9 protein-coding genes and 3 rRNA genes are annotated in these 18,476 nt (G+C 66.9%); 9 read left to right on the top strand and 3 right to left on the bottom strand.

Going from position 1 to position 18,476, the window contains the following annotated elements:
* Nucleotides 1-127: 127 nt before the first annotated feature.
* Nucleotides 128-2,476 (bottom strand): glycoside hydrolase family 31 protein, encoded by a 2,349-nt coding sequence (locus JYK04_RS09970; RefSeq protein WP_189748013.1) that lies wholly within the window; start codon nt 2,474-2,476, stop codon nt 128-130.
* Between the two features lie 221 nt (nt 2,477-2,697).
* On the opposite strand from JYK04_RS09970, the gene JYK04_RS09965 reads away from it, so the two are divergent.
* Nucleotides 2,698-4,674, top strand: coding sequence for an acetoacetate--CoA ligase (locus JYK04_RS09965; RefSeq protein ID WP_189748014.1), 1,977 nt, complete (start codon nt 2,698-2,700; stop codon nt 4,672-4,674).
* 63 nt (nt 4,675-4,737) lie between these two features.
* Nucleotides 4,738-5,661 carry a hypothetical protein gene (locus JYK04_RS09960; RefSeq protein ID WP_229876940.1) on the top strand — a complete coding sequence of 308 codons (924 nt, stop codon included), beginning with the start codon at nt 4,738-4,740 and terminating at the stop codon, nt 5,659-5,661.
* Nucleotides 5,662-5,736: 75 nt separating this feature from the next.
* On the opposite strand, the gene ptsP is transcribed toward JYK04_RS09960, so the two are convergent.
* Both ptsP and JYK04_RS09950 read right to left on the bottom strand, forming a co-directional pair.
* On the bottom strand, nt 5,737-7,407 hold the full coding sequence (gene ptsP, locus JYK04_RS09955; RefSeq protein ID WP_189748016.1) for a phosphoenolpyruvate--protein phosphotransferase: 1,671 nt from the start codon (nt 7,405-7,407) through the stop codon (nt 5,737-5,739).
* Between the two features lie 74 nt (nt 7,408-7,481).
* Entirely contained in the window at nt 7,482-7,931 is a 450-nt protein-coding gene (locus tag JYK04_RS09950) for a PTS sugar transporter subunit IIA (RefSeq protein ID WP_033226218.1), read from the bottom strand.
* 741 nt (nt 7,932-8,672) lie between these two features.
* On the opposite strand from JYK04_RS09950, the gene JYK04_RS09945 reads away from it, so the two are divergent.
* The 7 genes from JYK04_RS09945 (at nt 8,673) to JYK04_RS09915 (ending at nt 18,475) form a co-directional block, all read left to right on the top strand.
* Nucleotides 8,673-10,197 (top strand): 16S ribosomal RNA (locus JYK04_RS09945).
* A 283-nt stretch (nt 10,198-10,480) separates the two neighbouring features.
* Nucleotides 10,481-13,603 (top strand): 23S ribosomal RNA (locus JYK04_RS09940).
* A 78-nt stretch (nt 13,604-13,681) separates the two neighbouring features.
* Nucleotides 13,682-13,798 (top strand): 5S ribosomal RNA (rrf, locus tag JYK04_RS09935).
* Together the 16S, 23S and 5S rRNA genes form the textbook arrangement of a ribosomal RNA operon.
* 142 nt (nt 13,799-13,940) lie before the next feature.
* Nucleotides 13,941-14,531 carry a cardiolipin synthase ClsA gene (gene clsA, locus JYK04_RS09930; protein WP_189746238.1) on the top strand — a complete coding sequence of 197 codons (591 nt, stop codon included), beginning with the start codon at nt 13,941-13,943 and terminating at the stop codon, nt 14,529-14,531.
* Between the two features lie 100 nt (nt 14,532-14,631).
* Nucleotides 14,632-17,127 carry a mannose-1-phosphate guanyltransferase gene (locus tag JYK04_RS09925; RefSeq protein ID WP_189746236.1) on the top strand — a complete coding sequence of 832 codons (2,496 nt, stop codon included), beginning with the start codon at nt 14,632-14,634 and terminating at the stop codon, nt 17,125-17,127.
* 110 nt (nt 17,128-17,237) lie between these two features.
* Nucleotides 17,238-18,146, top strand: a complete 909-nt coding sequence (locus tag JYK04_RS09920) for a DUF881 domain-containing protein (protein WP_189746234.1) — start codon at nt 17,238-17,240, stop codon at nt 18,144-18,146.
* On the top strand, nt 18,143-18,475 hold the full coding sequence (locus JYK04_RS09915; RefSeq protein ID WP_030010496.1) for a small basic family protein: 333 nt from the start codon (nt 18,143-18,145) through the stop codon (nt 18,473-18,475). Before JYK04_RS09920 ends, JYK04_RS09915 begins: the two co-directional genes overlap by 4 nt.
* Nucleotide 18,476 lies beyond the last annotated feature (1 nt).

Raw genomic sequence — 18,476 nt, 5'->3', positions numbered from 1 at the left:
GCAACCTTCGGTTGCATATAAAGCTAACCCGTCCCCGCCCGATACGCAACCGATGGTTGCGTATCGGGCGGAGGCAATGGCAGGCAATGGCGGCACCACGGGCCCGCATGGCCACCGGCCCGGGCGCCTACAGGCCCCGTACGGTGACCCCCTCCACCGGATTCCCCGCCTCGTCCTCCACCACGACCGCGTCCCCCAGCCACCGCACCGTGTACCGCTCGACCTCGCCCGCCCCGAAGCCCGGCCCAGGGTCCCGGATCACCACCCCGCCCCCGGTGCGCCCCCGCGCCGGAGCCCAGACCTCCAGCTCCACCCCGTCGCCAGAGGCGGCCCGCACCGGCAGCACGGCCCCCGCCCGCGCCAGCACCGGGATCCGGCCCTGCGGCGCGTCCAGCAGGATCTGGCCCGGGCCCTCGTACGCCGCCCCCGTCGCCGTGTCGTACCAGCGCCCCCGCGGCAGCCGCACCGCCCGCCGGTCCGCCCCGCACTCCAGCACCGGAGCCACCAGCAGCGCGTCACCCAGCAGGAACGCGTCCTCGCAGTCCCGCAGCCGCCGCTCCTCCGGCGTCCCCCACCACACCGGCCGCACGTACGGGGCTCCCGTCCGCCGCGCCAGATGGGCCAGCGTCACGAAGTACGGCCGCAGCCGCTCCCGCTCCGCCATCACGGCCCGGGCCTGCTCCGCCACCTCCGGACCGAACTCCCACGGCTCCCGCCGCCCCGCCCAGATCGCCGAGTGCGTCCGGAACAGCGGCAGATAGGAACCCAGCTGCAGCCACCGCACGTACAACTCCGGCGACGGCGACCCCCCGAACCCGCCGACGTCCGGGCCCGAATACGGCACCCCGCACAGCCCGAGCCCCAGCACCAGCGCCAGCGACGCCCGCAGCCCCTCCCAGCTGGACTCCACGTCCCCCGACCACGTGCCCCCGTACCGCTGCATCCCCGCCCACCCCGACCGCGAGAACAGGAACGGCCGCTCGGCGGGCCGCAGCCGCACCAGCCCCTCCCACCCCGCCCGCGCCATCCCCAGCGCGTACACGTTGTGCCCCTCGCGGTGGTCGCCGCCCGCCCCGTCCAGCGCGTGCCGCGCCGACCTCGGCAGCGTCGTGTCCCCGAACGGAGCGAAGGACACCGGCTCGTTCATGTCGTGCCAGAAACCGGCGAAGCCCTGCGCGAGCCGCTCCTCGTACAGCCCGCCCCACCACTCCCGCACCGCCGGATCCGTGAAATCCGGGTACGCGCACTCGCCCGGCCAGACCTCCCCGCGCACCTCCCCGCCCCGCGCGTCCCGCACGAAGGCCCCGCCCGCCCCCACCGTCAGCCCCGACGCGTGCACCCCGTCGCCCGCCTTCACCGCCGGGTCCACGATCGACACGAGCCGCACCCCCAGCTCTCCCAACTCGCGCGACAGACCGGGCAGATCGGGGAACCGCTCCTCGTCCACCGTGAACACCCGGTGCCCGTCGTAGTGGTCGATGTCCAGGTGTACGGCCGACAGGGCGAGCCCGCGCGACGCGTACCCCGCAACCACCCGACGCACCTCTTCCGCGCTCCCGAACCCCCACCGCGCGTGCTGGTACCCCAGCGCCCACTCCGGCGGCACCGCGGCCGCGCCCGTCAGCCCCGACCACCCCTGCAACACCCGCGCCGGCGTCCCCACCAGTACCCAGCACCGCAGCGGCCCGCCCTCCATCCGCAGCTCGCTCGCCCCGGGCCGGTCCGCCCCCGACCCGGCGCCCTCCTCGCCCTCGCGCAGCACCACCCGCCCGTCCCACGAGTTGTCGTGGAACACCAGATGCGTCCCCGCGTCCGCCACCACCAGCTGCACCGGCATCGTCAGGTACAGCGGATCGGCCCCCGGCCCGAAGCCCCCTTTCGGATCCGTGTTCCACAGCCGGTACGCCCCGTCCCGCAGCCGCGGCCCCGCGGCCCGCCCGCCCAGCCCGAAGAACCGCGCGTCCGCCGGCACCTCGCTCCGCTGCAGCCACCGCGCCGCACCCATCCGCGGATCCACCGGCTCCCACCACCGCGGCGGCGCCTCCCGCCGCAGCACCGTCCCGCCCGGCGTACGCACCTCCAGCGCCCCGTGCCGGGACACCGCCACCGTCACCCGCTCCGACACCACCCGCCAGCCACCCCCGGTGTCCGGCTCCAGCACGGCCCGCGGATCCGGCTCGGGGCCGGTGCCCACCACCGCGTACGACGGCGTCGGCCCGGCCCCGTCCCAGCTCCAGAACACCGCGCCGCCCACCATCACCCGTACCAGCAGCTCGGAGCGCGCGAACCGCAGCACGCCCCCACCCGGCCGGGCCTCCGTACCGGTCAGCAGCCCTGGAACGCGCGCCCGCTCCGCGCCCCGGCGCGGAAGCCCCACCGCGTCCGAGCGCCGGTGGCGCCAGGCCGAGCGCCAGGCGCGCCGACCGCGCTCCGTACCGATGTCTTTCACCGCACGTACCAGATCACGACCGTTCATGCCGCTCACCCTGCCACCGGCCTCCGACCGAGGGGACGGCGTTCAACTGCCGTTCACCCGGCAGCGCCACCCCCGAGTCGATCAACCGACCCGCCAGGACAGCCCTGGTGCAGCGGACGATCACATGGCATGGTCCCTGTGAGCCGCCGCGCCCACACCCCCGCGCGACGGCACCGTACGCACACGAAGCGCGAGCCGCAGACTTGACCGGGAGCCGACCCATGACCTCAGCCACGCAGCCGGAACCCCTCTGGGCGCCGGGCCCCGACCGGATCGCCGCGGCCCGGATCACCGCCTTCCAGGCCTGGGCCGCCGAGCGCCACGGAGCCCCCTCCGACGGCGGCTACCCCGCCCTGCACCGCTGGTCCGTCGACGAGCTCGACACCTTCTGGCAGGCCGTCGCCGAGTGGTTCGACGTCCGCTTCACCACCCCGTACGCATCGGTCCTCGCCGACCGCTCCATGCCCGGCGCGCAGTGGTTCACCGGAGCCACCCTCAACTACGCCGAGCACGCCCTGCGCGCCGCAGAGGACCCGGCCCGCGCCGCCGACCCCGCCCTGCTGTACGTCGACGAGACCCACGAGCCCGTCCCCGTCACCTGGGCCGAGCTCCGCCGCCAGGTCGGCTCGCTCGCGGCCGAACTGCGCGCCCTCGGCGTACGCCCCGGCGACCGGATCAGCGGCTACCTCCCCAACATCCCCGAGGCCGCCGTCGCCCTCCTCGCCACCGCCGCCGTCGGCGGGGTCTGGACCTCCTGCGCCCCCGACTTCGGAGCCCGCAGCGTCCTCGACCGCTTCCAGCAGGTCGAGCCCGTCGTCCTGTTCACCGTGGACGGCTACCGCTACGGCGGCAAGGAGCACGACCGCCGGGACACCGTCGCCGAGCTCCGCGCGGACCTCCCGTCCCTGCGCGCCGTCGTCCACATCCCGCTCCTCGGCACGCCCGCTCCCGAAGGCGCCCTCGAATGGTCCGCCCTGACCTCGGGCGACACCGAGCCCGTCTTCGAGCCGGTCCCCTTCGACCACCCCCTCTGGGTGCTGTACTCCTCCGGTACGACCGGCCTCCCCAAAGCCATCGTCCAGTCCCAGGGCGGCATCCTCCTCGAACACCTCAAGCAGCTCGGCCTGCACTGCGACCTCGGCCCCGAGGACCGGTTCTTCTGGTACACCTCCACCGGCTGGATGATGTGGAACTTCCTCATCTCCGGCCTGCTCACGGGCACCACCGTCGTGCTCTACGACGGCAGCCCCGGCTACCCCGACACGGGCGCCCAGTGGCGCATCGCCGAGCGGACGAAGGCCACCCTCTACGGCACGTCCGCCGCCTACGTCATGGCCTGCCGCAAGGCCGAGGTCCACCCGGCCCGCGACTTCGACCTCTCCGCCGTGAAGTGCGTGGCCACCACCGGCTCCCCGCTCCCGCCCGACGGCTTCCGCTGGCTCCACGACGAGGTCGCCGAAGACCTCTGGATCGCCTCCGTCAGCGGCGGCACCGACATGTGCAGCTGCTTCGCCGGCGCCGTTCCCACCCTCCCGGTGCACATCGGCGAACTCCAGGCCGCCTGCCTCGGCACGGACCTCCAGGCCTGGGACCCCTCCGGCAAGCCCGTCACCGGCGAGGTCGGCGAGCTCGTGGTCACCAACCCCATGCCGTCCATGCCGATCCACTTCTGGAACGACCCCGACGGCAGCCGCTACCGCGACAGCTACTTCGAGATGTTCCCGGGCGTCTGGCGCCACGGCGACTGGATCACCATCACCGACCACGGCTCGGTGATCATCCACGGCCGCTCCGACTCCACGCTCAACCGCCAGGGCGTCCGGATGGGCTCCGCCGACATCTACGAGGCCGTCGAACGCCTCCCCGAGATCAAGGAATCCCTGGTCATCGGCCTGGAGGAGCCGAACGGCGGCTACTGGATGCCGCTCTTCGTCCACCTCGTCCCCGGCGCGACCCTCGACGACGGCCTCCGCGCCCGGATCAAGGCGACGATCCGCGAGGAACTCTCCCCGCGCCACGTCCCCGACGAGATCATCGAGGTCCCGGGCATCCCGCACACCCTCACCGGCAAGCGCATCGAGGTCCCGGTCAAGCGCCTCCTGCAGGGCGCACCCCTGGCCAAGGCGGTCAACCCGGGCTCCGTCGACAACCTCGACCTCCTCCACTTCTACGAGGAGCTGGCCCGCACCCGCGGCTGAGGTCACTGTCAGTGGCGATGATTACTCTGAGTGAGCAAATGATCGCGATACTCAGGGGGAGCCATGCCACGCAAGAACGACACCGGTGCGCGCACGGGCGCGCACCGGACCCGCACCGCCGACCGGCGCCGCCTGCTGCGCCGCGAGGTCCCCGGCACCATCGGCCTCCTGGCCGATCCCGGGGACTTCGCGGCCATGCGCGGCTACCGCAGCTTCACCTTCGACGACCACCAGGACTACCTCCACCACGTGGACGGCCTGCTCAGGTCCCTCGCGGCCCAGGGCATCCACACCACCGTCGCCCTCTTCGATCCCGAGGAGTACGCCGAATTCTGCGGCGAGACCGGCCTCGACCCGGACACCGCCGAAACCCGCGCCCGCTTCACCGCCGAGCTGGCCGGCACCGGCGCCCTCCTGCCCTACAGCGGCCAGCCCATCGACGAGCTCGTCCCGCTCCTCGTCGACGAAGCCGTCCGCCAGGCCACCTGGGAGTACGCCACCGGCCTCCTCGCCGAGGTCGGCCACTGCGCGGACTGCGGCGAGGACATCGGCCACTCCTCCTTCGACCGCGCCGCCGACGCGCTCAAACGCCTCGTGGCCGGCGCCGGACCCGGCCACCACCACTTCGTCTGCAGCATCCCGACCGAAGCACAGCAACTCGTCGCCGTCCTGCACGCCGACACCACCGACGACCCGGCCGCCCCGCCCCGCATCGAAAGCCGGGAAGGCCTCGACTTCGTGACGGTCCTCGCCGCAGGACTCGCCCTCGGCGGCCCCGGGGGACTGGTGGTCCGCACCACCGATGAGGGCCGCCGGGACCGGGTCCACGGCTGGCGCCTGGACCGCGGCCGGCTCACCGCCCTCTCGGCCGCGGCCGTCTTCAACGCCTACTGCACCGACGCCGACACCGGAGACCCGGTCGCCCCCGAATCGGGCGTCGAATACTGCCCGGGGTACGAGGTCGACGCACCCGGACCGCACCACTGACCGGTCCGGGACGGACCGAGGGGCCCTCGCCACCGGCGAAGGCCCCTCGAAACCGCACCACACCATCCGGCTCGGCTACTCGCCGGACAGCACCGCCTGCGCGGCCACACGGGCCTCCTCGGCACTGTCCGCCGCACGGGCCGCCGCCGCGGCACGCTCGCACTGGGCCAGCGTGTACTTGGCGAGCGTCGCCCGCACATAAGGGATCGAAGCGGCACCCATCGAAAGAGAGGTGACACCCAGACCGGTCAGCACACAGGCCAGCAGCGGATCGGAAGCGGCCTCGCCACAGACACCGCAGCTCTTGCCCTCCGCCTTGGCGGCATCCGCCGACATGGCGATCAGGTCGAGCAGCGCCGGCTGCCACGGGTCCTGGAGCCGCGAGACGGCGCCGACCTGACGGTCGGCGGCGAAGGCGTACTGGGCCAGGTCGTTCGTGCCCAGCGACAGGAACTCGACTTCCTGAAGGATGGAGCGCGCCCGCAGCGCGGCGGAGGGGATCTCCACCATCGCGCCGAACTTCGCCTTCAGACCTGCCTCCCGGCAGGCGTCCGCGAAAGCCTTGGCGTCGATCCGGTCGGCGACCATCGGCGCCATGACCTCGAGGTAGACCGGCAGCCCCTCGGCCGCCTTGGCCAGCGCGGTGAGCTGCGTACGCAGCACGTCCGGGTGGTCCAGCAGCGAGCGCAGCCCCCGCACACCCAGCGCCGGGTTGGGCTCGTCGCCCGGCGTCAGGAAGTCCAGCGGCTTGTCCGCGCCCGCATCGAGCACCCGCACGACGACCCGGCCCTCGGGGAAGGCTTCGAGCACCTTGCGGTAGGACTCGATCTGCTTCTCCTCGGACGGCGCCTTCTTGCTGTCGTCCAGGAACAGGAACTCGGTGCGGAACAGACCCACACCCTCCGCCCCCGCCTCGACGGCGGCCGGCACGTCCGCAGGACCGCCGACATTGGCCAGCAGCGGCACCTTGTGACCGTCGGAGGTCGCACCCGGACCGGACGAAGCGGCCAGGGCAGCCTTCCGCTCGGCGGCCGCGGCCTCCAGCTCGGCCCGCTTCTGCGGCGACGGCTCCACGAACAGGTCACCCGTGCTGCCGTCCACCGCGATCACGGTGCCCTCGGCGATCTCACCGGCACCCGGCAGCGCCACGATCGCCGGCACGCCCAGCGCCCGCGCGAGGATCGCGCTGTGGCTGGTCGGCCCGCCCTCCTCGGTCACGAAACCGAGGACCAGCGCCGGGTCGAGCAGCGCCGTGTCGGCGGGAGCCAGGTCCCGCGCGATCAGCACGTACGGCTCGTCGCTGTCGGGCACGCCCGGCATCGGCACGCCCAGCAGCCGCGCCACGATGCGGTTGCGTACGTCGTCCAGGTCGGCCACCCGGCCGGCCATGTACTCGCCGGCCCCCGCGAGCAGGTCGCGGTACGAGGCGAACGCGTCGTAGACACCGCGCTCCGCGGTGCTGCCGACGGCGATCCGCCGGTCGACGTCCGCCATCAGCTCGGGGTCCTCGGCGATCATCGCCTGGGCTTCGAGCACGTGCTGGGCCTCGCCACCGGCCAGCTGGCCACGCGCGATCAGATCGGCCGCCACGGCACTCACGGCCTGACGGGCGCGCCCCTGTTCGCGCGCCGCCTCATCCGCGGTGATCTGCCTGGCCGGCGGCTCCAGCACCGCCGTGCCCATGTGCCGCACCTCGCCGATCGCCACCCCGTGGCTCACGCCGACGCCTCGCAGCGTTGTCTCCATTTCACCCGTCTCCGATTGAGCGGCGGGCCGAGCCGCCGCGGTGGATGTACGACTCGCCCGTACGGGCGGACGTGTCACTGCCAGCTGAAGAGAGCGTCGTCAGCCTTCACGTCGCCGGATTCGACGACGTCGGAGAGGGATTCGGCCGTCGCTTCGAGCGCCACGACGGGGCAGATCGGCGACTTGCCGGCCGCCTCGACGGCGGCGGGGTTCCAGCGGATGACGGCCTGGCCGCGGGTCACGGTGTCGCCCTTGTTCACGAGGAGCTCGAAGCCCTCGCCGTTGAGCTGAACCGTGTCGATGCCGAGGTGCGTGAGTACACCGTGGCCCTCGCCGTCGACGACCACGTACGCGTGCGGGTGCAGGGAGACGACCACACCATCGACGGGGGACACCGCCTCCGACGGCTCGCGCACGGGATCAATAGCGGTGCCCGGTCCCACCATCGCGCCGGAGAACACCGGATCGGGCACTGCCGCGAGTCCGATGGCGCGCCCGGCAAGTGGGGACGTCACGCTGGTCATGGGGGCCTCCCAGGGGGTGGGGCTCTTCGTGTCGCCGTCACTACCTGTCGCGAACGGCGTACTCTTCAGAAGGATATGGCACTAGATGTTCGGGTTCGCCCGATGTAGCTCCTGATCCGGGCGTCTCCGTTGGCCGGAAGACTAGTGGACTAGACCGGTGGACTAGACCATACGCCTGAATCGATTTGCTTGGGCACCCCCAGAGCTGTACTGTCGTGACTCCCGCCAGGACGCCTCGTGTGAACTTCTCGCGAACGGCCGATGGACGGGACTCCTCCTCTTCAGCATCGATCTTGATCCCATCCTCCTTTTCGTATGCCTTTTCGGTAATGCGGAGAGTGGTCAGGGAGAAGGAAAACCGCTGATAGAGTCGGAACCGACGGAAAGGGAAAGCGCGAAAGCGAATACCCGGAAAGCGCCGAGGAAGTCGGACACGAAAGAGTCTGATAGAGTCGGAAACGCAAGAACAGAACGAAAGCCCGGAGGAAAGCCCCAGCGGATGTCGCGGGGGTGATTACAAAGGAAGCGTCCGTTCCTTGAGAACTCAACAGCGTGCCAAAAATCAACGCCAGAAGTTGATACCCCGTCCACTTCGGTGGATGAGGTTCCTTTGAAAAAGACCTGTCGGGCCTTCGGGCACTGGCAGGCAACAACACAGCGAGGACGTTGTGGTCAGTCGGTCTTATTCCGACCAAGACTGGCCCGCTCTTTCGTGCGTGTGCACCCGATTACGGGTAAACATTCATGGAGAGTTTGATCCTGGCTCAGGACGAACGCTGGCGGCGTGCTTAACACATGCAAGTCGAACGATGAAGCCCTTCGGGGTGGATTAGTGGCGAACGGGTGAGTAACACGTGGGCAATCTGCCCTTCACTCTGGGACAAGCCCTGGAAACGGGGTCTAATACCGGATACCACTCCTGCCTGCATGGGCGGGGGTTGAAAGCTCCGGCGGTGAAGGATGAGCCCGCGGCCTATCAGCTTGTTGGTGGGGTAATGGCCCACCAAGGCGACGACGGGTAGCCGGCCTGAGAGGGCGACCGGCCACACTGGGACTGAGACACGGCCCAGACTCCTACGGGAGGCAGCAGTGGGGAATATTGCACAATGGGCGAAAGCCTGATGCAGCGACGCCGCGTGAGGGATGACGGCCTTCGGGTTGTAAACCTCTTTCAGCAGGGAAGAAGCGAAAGTGACGGTACCTGCAGAAGAAGCGCCGGCTAACTACGTGCCAGCAGCCGCGGTAATACGTAGGGCGCAAGCGTTGTCCGGAATTATTGGGCGTAAAGAGCTCGTAGGCGGCTTGTCACGTCGGATGTGAAAGCCCGAGGCTTAACCTCGGGTCTGCATTCGATACGGGCTAGCTAGAGTGTGGTAGGGGAGATCGGAATTCCTGGTGTAGCGGTGAAATGCGCAGATATCAGGAGGAACACCGGTGGCGAAGGCGGATCTCTGGGCCATTACTGACGCTGAGGAGCGAAAGCGTGGGGAGCGAACAGGATTAGATACCCTGGTAGTCCACGCCGTAAACGTTGGGAACTAGGTGTTGGCGACATTCCACGTCGTCGGTGCCGCAGCTAACGCATTAAGTTCCCCGCCTGGGGAGTACGGCCGCAAGGCTAAAACTCAAAGGAATTGACGGGGGCCCGCACAAGCGGCGGAGCATGTGGCTTAATTCGACGCAACGCGAAGAACCTTACCAAGGCTTGACATATACCGGAAAGCATTAGAGATAGTGCCCCCCTTGTGGTCGGTATACAGGTGGTGCATGGCTGTCGTCAGCTCGTGTCGTGAGATGTTGGGTTAAGTCCCGCAACGAGCGCAACCCTTGTCCTGTGTTGCCAGCATGCCCTTCGGGGTGATGGGGACTCACAGGAGACCGCCGGGGTCAACTCGGAGGAAGGTGGGGACGACGTCAAGTCATCATGCCCCTTATGTCTTGGGCTGCACACGTGCTACAATGGCCGGTACAATGAGCTGCGATACCGTGAGGTGGAGCGAATCTCAAAAAGCCGGTCTCAGTTCGGATTGGGGTCTGCAACTCGACCCCATGAAGTCGGAGTCGCTAGTAATCGCAGATCAGCATTGCTGCGGTGAATACGTTCCCGGGCCTTGTACACACCGCCCGTCACGTCACGAAAGTCGGTAACACCCGAAGCCGGTGGCCCAACCCGTAAGGGAGGGAGCTGTCGAAGGTGGGACTGGCGATTGGGACGAAGTCGTAACAAGGTAGCCGTACCGGAAGGTGCGGCTGGATCACCTCCTTTCTAAGGAGCACAGTACCGATTGCAGACAAACGTTCTGCACGGTCAGCTCATGGGTGGAACGTTGATTAGTTGGCATCTTCGGTCTGATGGTTCTCGAGTACTGCTTCGGCGTGGAAAGAGGAGACGGACGAACGGAGATGCTTGGCACGTTGTTGGGTCCTGAAGGTACGGCCGTAAGGTTGAGATCTTCAGTGCCGGCCCCAGTGAACTCGCCAGCTTGTCTGGTGGGGTGATGGGTGGCTGGTCGTTGTTTGAGAACTACACAGTGGACGCGAGCATCTGTGGCCAAGTTTTTAAGGGCGCACGGTGGATGCCTTGGCACCAGGAACCGATGAAGGACGTGAGAGGCCGCGATAGGCCCCGGGGAGCTGCCAACTGAGCTTTGATCCGGGGGTGTCCGAATGGGGAAACCCGGCAGTCGTCATGGGCTGTCACCCACTGCTGAACACATAGGCAGTGTGGAGGGAACGAGGGGAAGTGAAACATCTCAGTACCCTCAGGAAGAGAAAACAACCGTGATTCCGGGAGTAGTGGCGAGCGAAACCGGATGAGGCCAAACCGTATGCGTGTGATACCCGGCAGGGGTTGCGCATGCGGGGTTGTGGGAATGAGCTTGATCGGTCTGCCGGCCGGTCGGCGAGTCAGAAACCGTTGATGTAGTCGAAGGACATGCGAAAGGTCCGGCGTAGAGGGTAAGACCCCCGTAGACGAAACATCAGCGGCTTGCTTGCTCATCTCCCAAGTAGCACGGGGCCCGAGAAATCCCGTGTGAATCTGGCGGGACCACCCGCTAAGCCTAAATATTCCCTGGTGACCGATAGCGGATAGTACCGTGAGGGAATGGTGAAAAGTACCGCGGGAGCGGAGTGAAATAGTACCTGAAACCGTGTGCCTACAAGCCGTGGGAGCGTCGCCGTTATTCTTCGGAATGACGGTCGTGACTGCGTGCCTTTTGAAGAATGAGCCTGCGAGTTAGCGGTGTGTAGCGAGGTTAACCCGTGTGGGGAAGCCGTAGCGAAAGCGAGTCCGAATAGGGCGATTGAGTTGCACGCTCTAGACCCGAAGCGGAGTGATCTAGCCATGGGCAGGTTGAAGCGGAGGTAAGACTTCGTGGAGGACCGAACCCACCAGGGTTGAAAACCTGGGGGATGACCTGTGGTTAGGGGTGAAAGGCCAATCAAACTCCGTGATAGCTGGTTCTCCCCGAAATGCATTTAGGTGCAGCGTCGTGTGTTTCTTGCCGGAGGTAGAGCACTGGATAGGCGATGGGCCCTACCGGGTTACTGACCTTAGCCAAACTCCGAATGCCGGTAAGTGAGAGCACGGCAGTGAGACTGTGGGGGATAAGCTCCATGGTCGAGAGGGAAACAGCCCAGAGCATCGACTAAGGCCCCTAAGCGTACGCTAAGTGGGAAAGGATGTGGAGTCGCAGAGACAACCAGGAGGTTGGCTTAGAAGCAGCCACCCTTGAAAGAGTGCGTAATAGCTCACTGGTCAAGTGATTCCGCGCCGACAATGTAGCGGGGCTCAAGCGTACCGCCGAAGTCGTGTCATTGCAGCAATAGGGCCAACGCCTGCTGTGATGGGTAGGGGAGCGTCGTGTGCCGGGTGAAGCAGCAGCGGAAGCTAGTTGTGGACGGTTCACGAGTGAGAATGCAGGCATGAGTAGCGATACACACGTGAGAAACGTGTGCGCCGATTGACTAAGGGTTCCTGGGTCAAGCTGATCTGCCCAGGGTAAGTCGGGACCTAAGGCGAGGCCGACAGGCGTAGTCGATGGACAACCGGTTGATATTCCGGTACCCGCTTTGAAACGCCCAATATCGAATCAGGCGATGCTAAGTCCGTGAAGCCGTTCCGGACCCTTCGGGGAAAGGAAAGTGGTGGAGCCGACGAACCAGACTTGTAGTAGGTAAGCGATGGGGTGACGCAGGAAGGTAGTCCAGCCCGGGCGGTGGTAGTCCCGGGGTAAGGGTGTAGGCCGAGGGGTAGGCAAATCCGTCCCTCATTAAGGCTGAGACCTGATGCCGAGCCGATTGTGGTGAAGTGGATGATCCTATGCTGTCGAGAAAAGCCTCTAGCGAGTTTCATGGCGGCCCGTACCCTAAACCGACTCAGGTGGTCAGGTAGAGAATACCGAGGCGTTCGGGTGAACTATGGTTAAGGAACTCGGCAAAATGCCCCCGTAACTTCGGGAGAAGGGGGGCCATCACTGGTGATCGGACTTGCTCCGTGAGCTGGGGGTGGCCGCAGAGACCAGCGAGAAGCGACTGTTTACTAAAAACACAGGTCCGTGCGAAGCCGTAAGGCGATGTATACGGACTGACGCCTGCCCGGTGCTGGAACGTTAAGGGGACCGGTTAGTGACCTTTCGGGGTTGCGAAGCTGAGAACTTAAGCGCCAGTAAACGGCGGTGGTAACTATAACCATCCTAAGGTAGCGAAATTCCTTGTCGGGTAAGTTCCGACCTGCACGAATGGCGTAACGACTTCTCGACTGTCTCAACCATAGGCCCGGTGAAATTGCACTACGAGTAAAGATGCTCGTTTCGCGCAGCAGGACGGAAAGACCCCGGGACCTTTACTACAGTTTGATATTGGTGTTCGGTTCGGCTTGTGTAGGATAGGTGGGAGACTTTGAAGCAGCCACGCCAGTGGTTGTGGAGTCGCCGTTGAAATACCACTCTGGTCGTGCTGGATGTCTAACCTCGGTCCGTGATCCGGATCAGGGACAGTGTCTGATGGGTAGTTTAACTGGGGCGGTTGCCTCCCAAAGGGTAACGGAGGCGCCCAAAGGTTCCCTCAGCCTGGTTGGCAATCAGGTGTTGAGTGTAAGTGCACAAGGGAGCTTGACTGTGAGACCGACGGGTCGAGCAGGGACGAAAGTCGGGACTAGTGATCCGGCGGTGGCTTGTGGAAGCGCCGTCGCTCAACGGATAAAAGGTACCCCGGGGATAACAGGCTGATCTTCCCCAAGAGTCCATATCGACGGGATGGTTTGGCACCTCGATGTCGGCTCGTCGCATCCTGGGGCTGGAGTCGGTCCCAAGGGTTGGGCTGTTCGCCCATTAAAGCGGTACGCGAGCTGGGTTTAGAACGTCGTGAGACAGTTCGGTCCCTATCCGCTGTGCGCGTAGGAATATTGAGAAGGGCTGTCCCTAGTACGAGAGGACCGGGACGGACGAACCTCTGGTGTGCCAGTTGTCCTGCCAAGGGCATGGCTGGTTGGCTACGTTCGGGAGGGATAACCGCTGAAAGCATCTAAGCGGGAAGCCTGCTTCAAGATGAGTATTCCCACCTCCTTGAGAGGGTAAGGCTCCCAGTAGACGACTGGGTTGATAGGCCAGATGTGGAAGCCCGGTAACGGGTGAAGCTGACTGGTACTAATAGGCCGAGGGCTTGTCCTCAGTTGCTCGCGTCCACTGTGTTAGTTCTGAAATAACGAACAGCTGTGTCAACACCAGCGTGTTCAAATTTCATAGTGTTTCGGTGGTCATAGCGTTAGGGAAACGCCCGGTTACATTCCGAACCCGGAAGCTAAGCCTTTCAGCGCCGATGGTACTGCAGGGGGGACCCTGTGGGAGAGTAGGACGCCGCCGAACAATCATTGTGGGAAAGCCCCGCACCAACCCGTTCAGGGTTCGGTGCGGGGCTTTTCTGCGTTCAGGACACGTGTGCGGTCTCCTGTAGGGTCAGGGGGCATCGAACGACCACCATTTCTACAGTCACAGTGGAGGCCCCCGGGTGGAGGTCCAGGAGACTCGGGTTCAGACTGACCGAATTTTCACCATTCCGAACATCCTGAGCATGGCTCGCCTGGCCGGCGTGCCCCTGTTCTTGTGGCTGATCCTCGCGGAGTACGACGGGTGGGCCCTGGCCGTCCTCATGCTCAGCGGGATCAGCGACTACCTCGACGGGAAGCTCGCACGGCGCTGGAATCAGATCAGCAAGCTCGGCCGGCTGCTCGATCCTGCCGCGGACCGGCTGTACGTCCTGTCGACGCTCTTCGGTCTGACTTATCGCGAGATTCTGCCGCTGTGGCTCACCGGAGCGTTGCTCGCGCGCGAGCTGATGTTGCTGGTCATGGTGTGGATCCTGCGCCGTCACGGATATCCGCCGCCGCAGGTCAACTTCCTCGGCAAGGCCGCCACCTTCAACCTGATGTACGCGTTTCCCTTGCTGCTGCTCAGTGACGGAAGCGGCTGGTTGGCCTGGTTGGCCTCAGTTTTCGGATGGGCGTTCGCTGTATGGGGTACAACCCTCTACTGGTGGGCAGGAATCCTTTACGTGGTTCAAGTCCGCCGTCTGGTGAAGGCTGACACCACGGCCGATTGAGCCCGCCCGGCGCCGGATGACGCGGAGGAGTTGCGGAGTCACCGACCGAGACGGGTGAGGGTCGGCACGACTGTCGTCTCCCAAGGAGGACTCTTCCGACATGAAGGCCGTCGTGATGGCCGGTGGCGAGGGCACGCGTCTTCGCCCCATGACATCGAGCATGCCCAAGCCGCTCCTGCCGGTGGCCAACCGGCCGATCATGGAGCATGTGCTCAGGCTGCTCAAGCGTCATGGGCTCAGCGAGACCGTGGTCACCGTGCAGTTCCTGGCGTCACTCGTCAAGAACTATTTCGGGGATGGCGAAGAGCTCGGAATGGAGCTCACCTACGCCCACGAGGAGAAGCCACTCGGGACCGCCGGCAGTGTGAAGAATGCCGAGGAGGCTCTGAAGGACGATGCCTTCGTCGTCATTTCCGGCGACGCGCTCACCGACTTCGACCTCACCGACCTGATCCGCTTCCACAAGGAGAAGGGCGCCCTCGTCACGGTGTGCCTGACCCGGGTGCCGAACCCGCTGGAATTCGGCATCACGATCGTGGACGAGGAAGGCAAGGTCGAGCGGTTCCTGGAGAAGCCGACCTGGGGGCAGGTGTTCTCGGACACCGTCAACACCGGCATTTACGTCATGGAGCCCGAGGTCTTCAACTACGTGGATCCCGATGTCTCCGTCGACTGGTCCGGTGATGTCTTCCCACAGCTGATGAAGGAAGGCCGGCCCATCTTCGGCTACGTCGCCGAGGGCTACTGGGAGGACGTCGGCACGCACGAGAGCTACGTGAAGGCGCAGGCCGACGTGCTCGAGGGCAAGGTCCAGATCGAGATGGACGGCTTCGAGATCTCCCCCGGGGTGTGGATCGCCGAAGGGGCCGAGGTGAGCCCCGACGCGGTGCTGCGCGGGCCGCTCTACATCGGGGACTACGCCAAGGTCGAAGCGGGCGCGGAGATCCGCGAGCACACCGTCATCGGGTCGAACGTCGTCGTCAAGGGCGGGGCCTTCCTGCACCGGGCCGTCGTCCACGACAACGTGTACATCGGACCCCACAGCAATCTCCGCGGCTGTGTCATCGGCAAGAACACCGACATCATGCGGGCCGCGCGGATCGAGGACGGGGCCGTCATCGGCGACGAGTGCCTCATCGGTGAGGAATCGATCGTCCAGGGGAACGTACGGGTCTACCCCTTCAAGACCATCGAGGCCGGCGCCGTCGTCAACGAGTCGGTGATCTGGGAGTCCCGCGGCCAGGCGCACCTGTTCGGCGCGCGTGGGGTCTCCGGAATCCTGAACGTGGAGATCACTCCCGAGGTGGTGGTCCGGCTCGCCGGCGCGTACGCCACGACCCTGAAGAAGGGGGCGACCGTCACCACGGCCCGTGACCACTCGCGAGGCGCCAGGGCGCTCAAGCGAGCCGTGATCTCCGCGCTCCAGGCCAGCGCCATCAACGTACGGGACCTGGAGAACGTACCGCTGCCGGTGGCACGGCAGCAGACCGCGCGCGGCAGCGCCGGCGGGATCGTACTGCGGACCTCGCCGGGTGTGCCGGACTCCGTGGACATCATGTTCCTGGACGAGCGGGGAGCGGACCTCTCGCTCCAGGGGCAGCGCAAGCTGGACCGGGTCTACGCACGCCAGGAGTACCGTCGGGCGTTCCCCGGAGAGATCGGAGACCTGCAGTTCCCGGGCAGTGTCTTCGACGCCTACACCGGCTCGCTGCTGCGGCGGGTGGACACCACCGGCATCGGCGACGCCGGGCTCAAGGTGGTCGTGGACGCCTCGAACGGAAGCGCCGGGCTCGTTCTGCCCAGCCTGCTGGGCCGGCTCGGTGTGGACGCGCTGACGATCAATCCAGGGCTCGACGAGTCCAGGCCGACGGAGACCAGGGAGTCCCGGCGGGCCGGGCTGGTGCGGCTGGGGGAGATCGTGGCTTCGGCGCGGGCGGCCTTCGGCGTCCGGTTCGACCCGGTGGGCGAGCGGATCTCCCTCGTGGACGAGCGCGGGCGGATCATCGAGGACGACCGGGCGCTGCTCGTGATGCTCGACCTGGTGGCCGCGGAGAAGCGCAGCGGCAAGGTCGCGCTGCCGGTGACCACGACCAGGGTGGCCGAGCAGGTGGCCGCCTACCACGGCACGCAGGTCGAGTGGACGACGACCTCGCCCGACGACCTCACCCGGGTCGGGCGGGCGGAGAACACCATCTTCGGAGGAGACGGCCGGGGCGGCTTCATCGTTCCGGAATTCAGCAGCGTCTTCGACGGTTCAGCCGCCTTCGTGCAGCTGCTCGGGCTGGTGGCGCGTACGCAGCTCACCCTGAGCCAGATCGACGCCCGGATCCCGCGGGCCCATGTGCTCAGGCGGGACGTTTCGACGCCGTGGGCGGTGAAGGGGCTCGTCATGCGGCGGGTCGTGGAGGCGGCCGGCGACCGGCAGGTGGACACCACCGACGGGGTGCGGGTGGTCGAGGCCGACGGACGGTGGGCGCTGGTCCTGCCGGATCCGGCGGAAGCGGTCACCCACCTGTGGGCCGAGGGCCCCGACGACGGCACCGCGCAGGCCCTGCTCGACGAGTGGGCGGGCGTCGTGGAGGGCGCCGGGCAGTAGGCGCCGGGCGCGCGATGACATAGGCGGAAGTCCGGTGGGCCGGGTGCGGGGAGTCCCTGCCCGGCCCACCGGATGGACGCATTGGGTGACTGCGCTGCCGACATGCGACGATGTGCGGCATGTCGCAGCCGCCCCACAACCGGACTCCGGCGTCTCCTGTGCCCGCGCGCCCGGACGCTTCCATGTCGCTGCTGACGCACGTGATGGACCACAGCCTCGACGAGGGCTACGCGGAGGCCTCGGCCCGGCGCGAGGCGGAGGGTACGGCGGGTATGCCGCGGACCCTCAAGGCCAAATTGGGGCTCGCCGCGGGGCTCGTCGTCACCGCCATGGTCGTCACGCTCGGTGCGGCCGAGGCGCGGATAGCCGCGCCGGTGCTGGCCAAGGAGCGTCAGGAACTGATCGACCGGGTGGAGCGGGCGGACGACCGCGCGCACGGCCTGGAGCGTGACATCGACCGCCTCAGGACCGATGTGGCGGCCCGCCAGCGTGCGGCGCTGAAGCAGCCCGGCGGGGGCCAGGGCGAGCTCGTGGCCCTCCTGGCGGGCGCCACGGAGGTCCACGGGCCGGGGGTCAAGCTGGTGGTGGACGACGCGAAGGGCGCCTCGTCGGGCGGCGGTGGCAAACCGCGCGAGAGCTCCGGTTTCTCGGACACCGGGCGGCTCCGCGACCGTGACCTGCAGAAGATCGTCAACGGGCTCTGGCAGTCCGGGGCGGAGGCCATCTCCATCAACGGACAGCGGCTGACGGAACTGTCGGCGATCAGGGCCGCGGGTGACGCGATACTGGTCGACAACAGGCCGCTGGTGCCGCCGTACGAAGTGCTGACGGTGGGGGACAAGAAACGGCTCGGCACGGCCTTCCAGGACTCGGCGGACGGACAGTACCTGCACGTGCTGCAGGAGAGCTACGGGATCCGTTACGCCCTGTCTCCGGCGGACGACCTGCGGTTGCCGGCCGCGTCGAGCCTGACCGTACGTACAGCTACACCGGCAGAGCAGCAGAAGGGTGCATCGTGATCGCGGTACTGGGCCTCTTGGCCGGAGTGGTGGCCGGACTTCTGGTCCGGCCCGAAGTGCCGGCCGTGGTGGAGCCATATCTGCCGATCGCCGTGGTGGCGGCGCTGGACGCGGTGTTCGGCGGCCTCCGCGCGATGCTGGACGGCATCTTCGTGGACAAGGTCTTCGTGGTGTCGTTCCTGTCGAACGTCGTCGTCGCCGCGCTGATCGTCTTCCTCGGCGACAAGCTCGGGGTCGGCTCGCAGCTGTCCACGGGTGTGGTCGTGGTCCTCGGCATCCGCATCTTCTCCAACGCCGCGGCCATCCGCCGGCACGTGTTCCGGGCGTGAG

Origin of the sequence: Streptomyces nojiriensis (genome assembly GCF_017639205.1) — a bacterium.
Lineage (GTDB): Bacteria > Actinomycetota > Actinomycetes > Streptomycetales > Streptomycetaceae > Streptomyces > Streptomyces nojiriensis.
Note: the sequence above shows the minus strand (reverse complement) of the source record. Positions and strands in the feature narration are given on the sequence as shown.

Bases quoted from the DNA above. Each gene is read 5' to 3' on its own strand.
- JYK04_RS09970 (WP_189748013.1), bottom strand. From the start codon at position 2,476: ATGAACGGTCGTGATCTGGTACGTGCGGTGAAAGACATCGGTACGGAG.
- JYK04_RS09965 (WP_189748014.1), top strand. From the start codon at position 2,698: ATGACCTCAGCCACGCAGCCGGAACCCCTCTGGGCGCCGGGCCCCGAC.
- JYK04_RS09960 (WP_229876940.1), top strand. From the start codon at position 4,738: ATGCCACGCAAGAACGACACCGGTGCGCGCACGGGCGCGCACCGGACC.
- ptsP (WP_189748016.1), bottom strand. From the start codon at position 7,407: ATGGAGACAACGCTGCGAGGCGTCGGCGTGAGCCACGGGGTGGCGATC.
- JYK04_RS09950 (WP_033226218.1), bottom strand. From the start codon at position 7,931: ATGACCAGCGTGACGTCCCCACTTGCCGGGCGCGCCATCGGACTCGCG.
- JYK04_RS09925 (WP_189746236.1), top strand. From the start codon at position 14,632: ATGAAGGCCGTCGTGATGGCCGGTGGCGAGGGCACGCGTCTTCGCCCC.
- JYK04_RS09920 (WP_189746234.1), top strand. From the start codon at position 17,238: ATGTGCGGCATGTCGCAGCCGCCCCACAACCGGACTCCGGCGTCTCCT.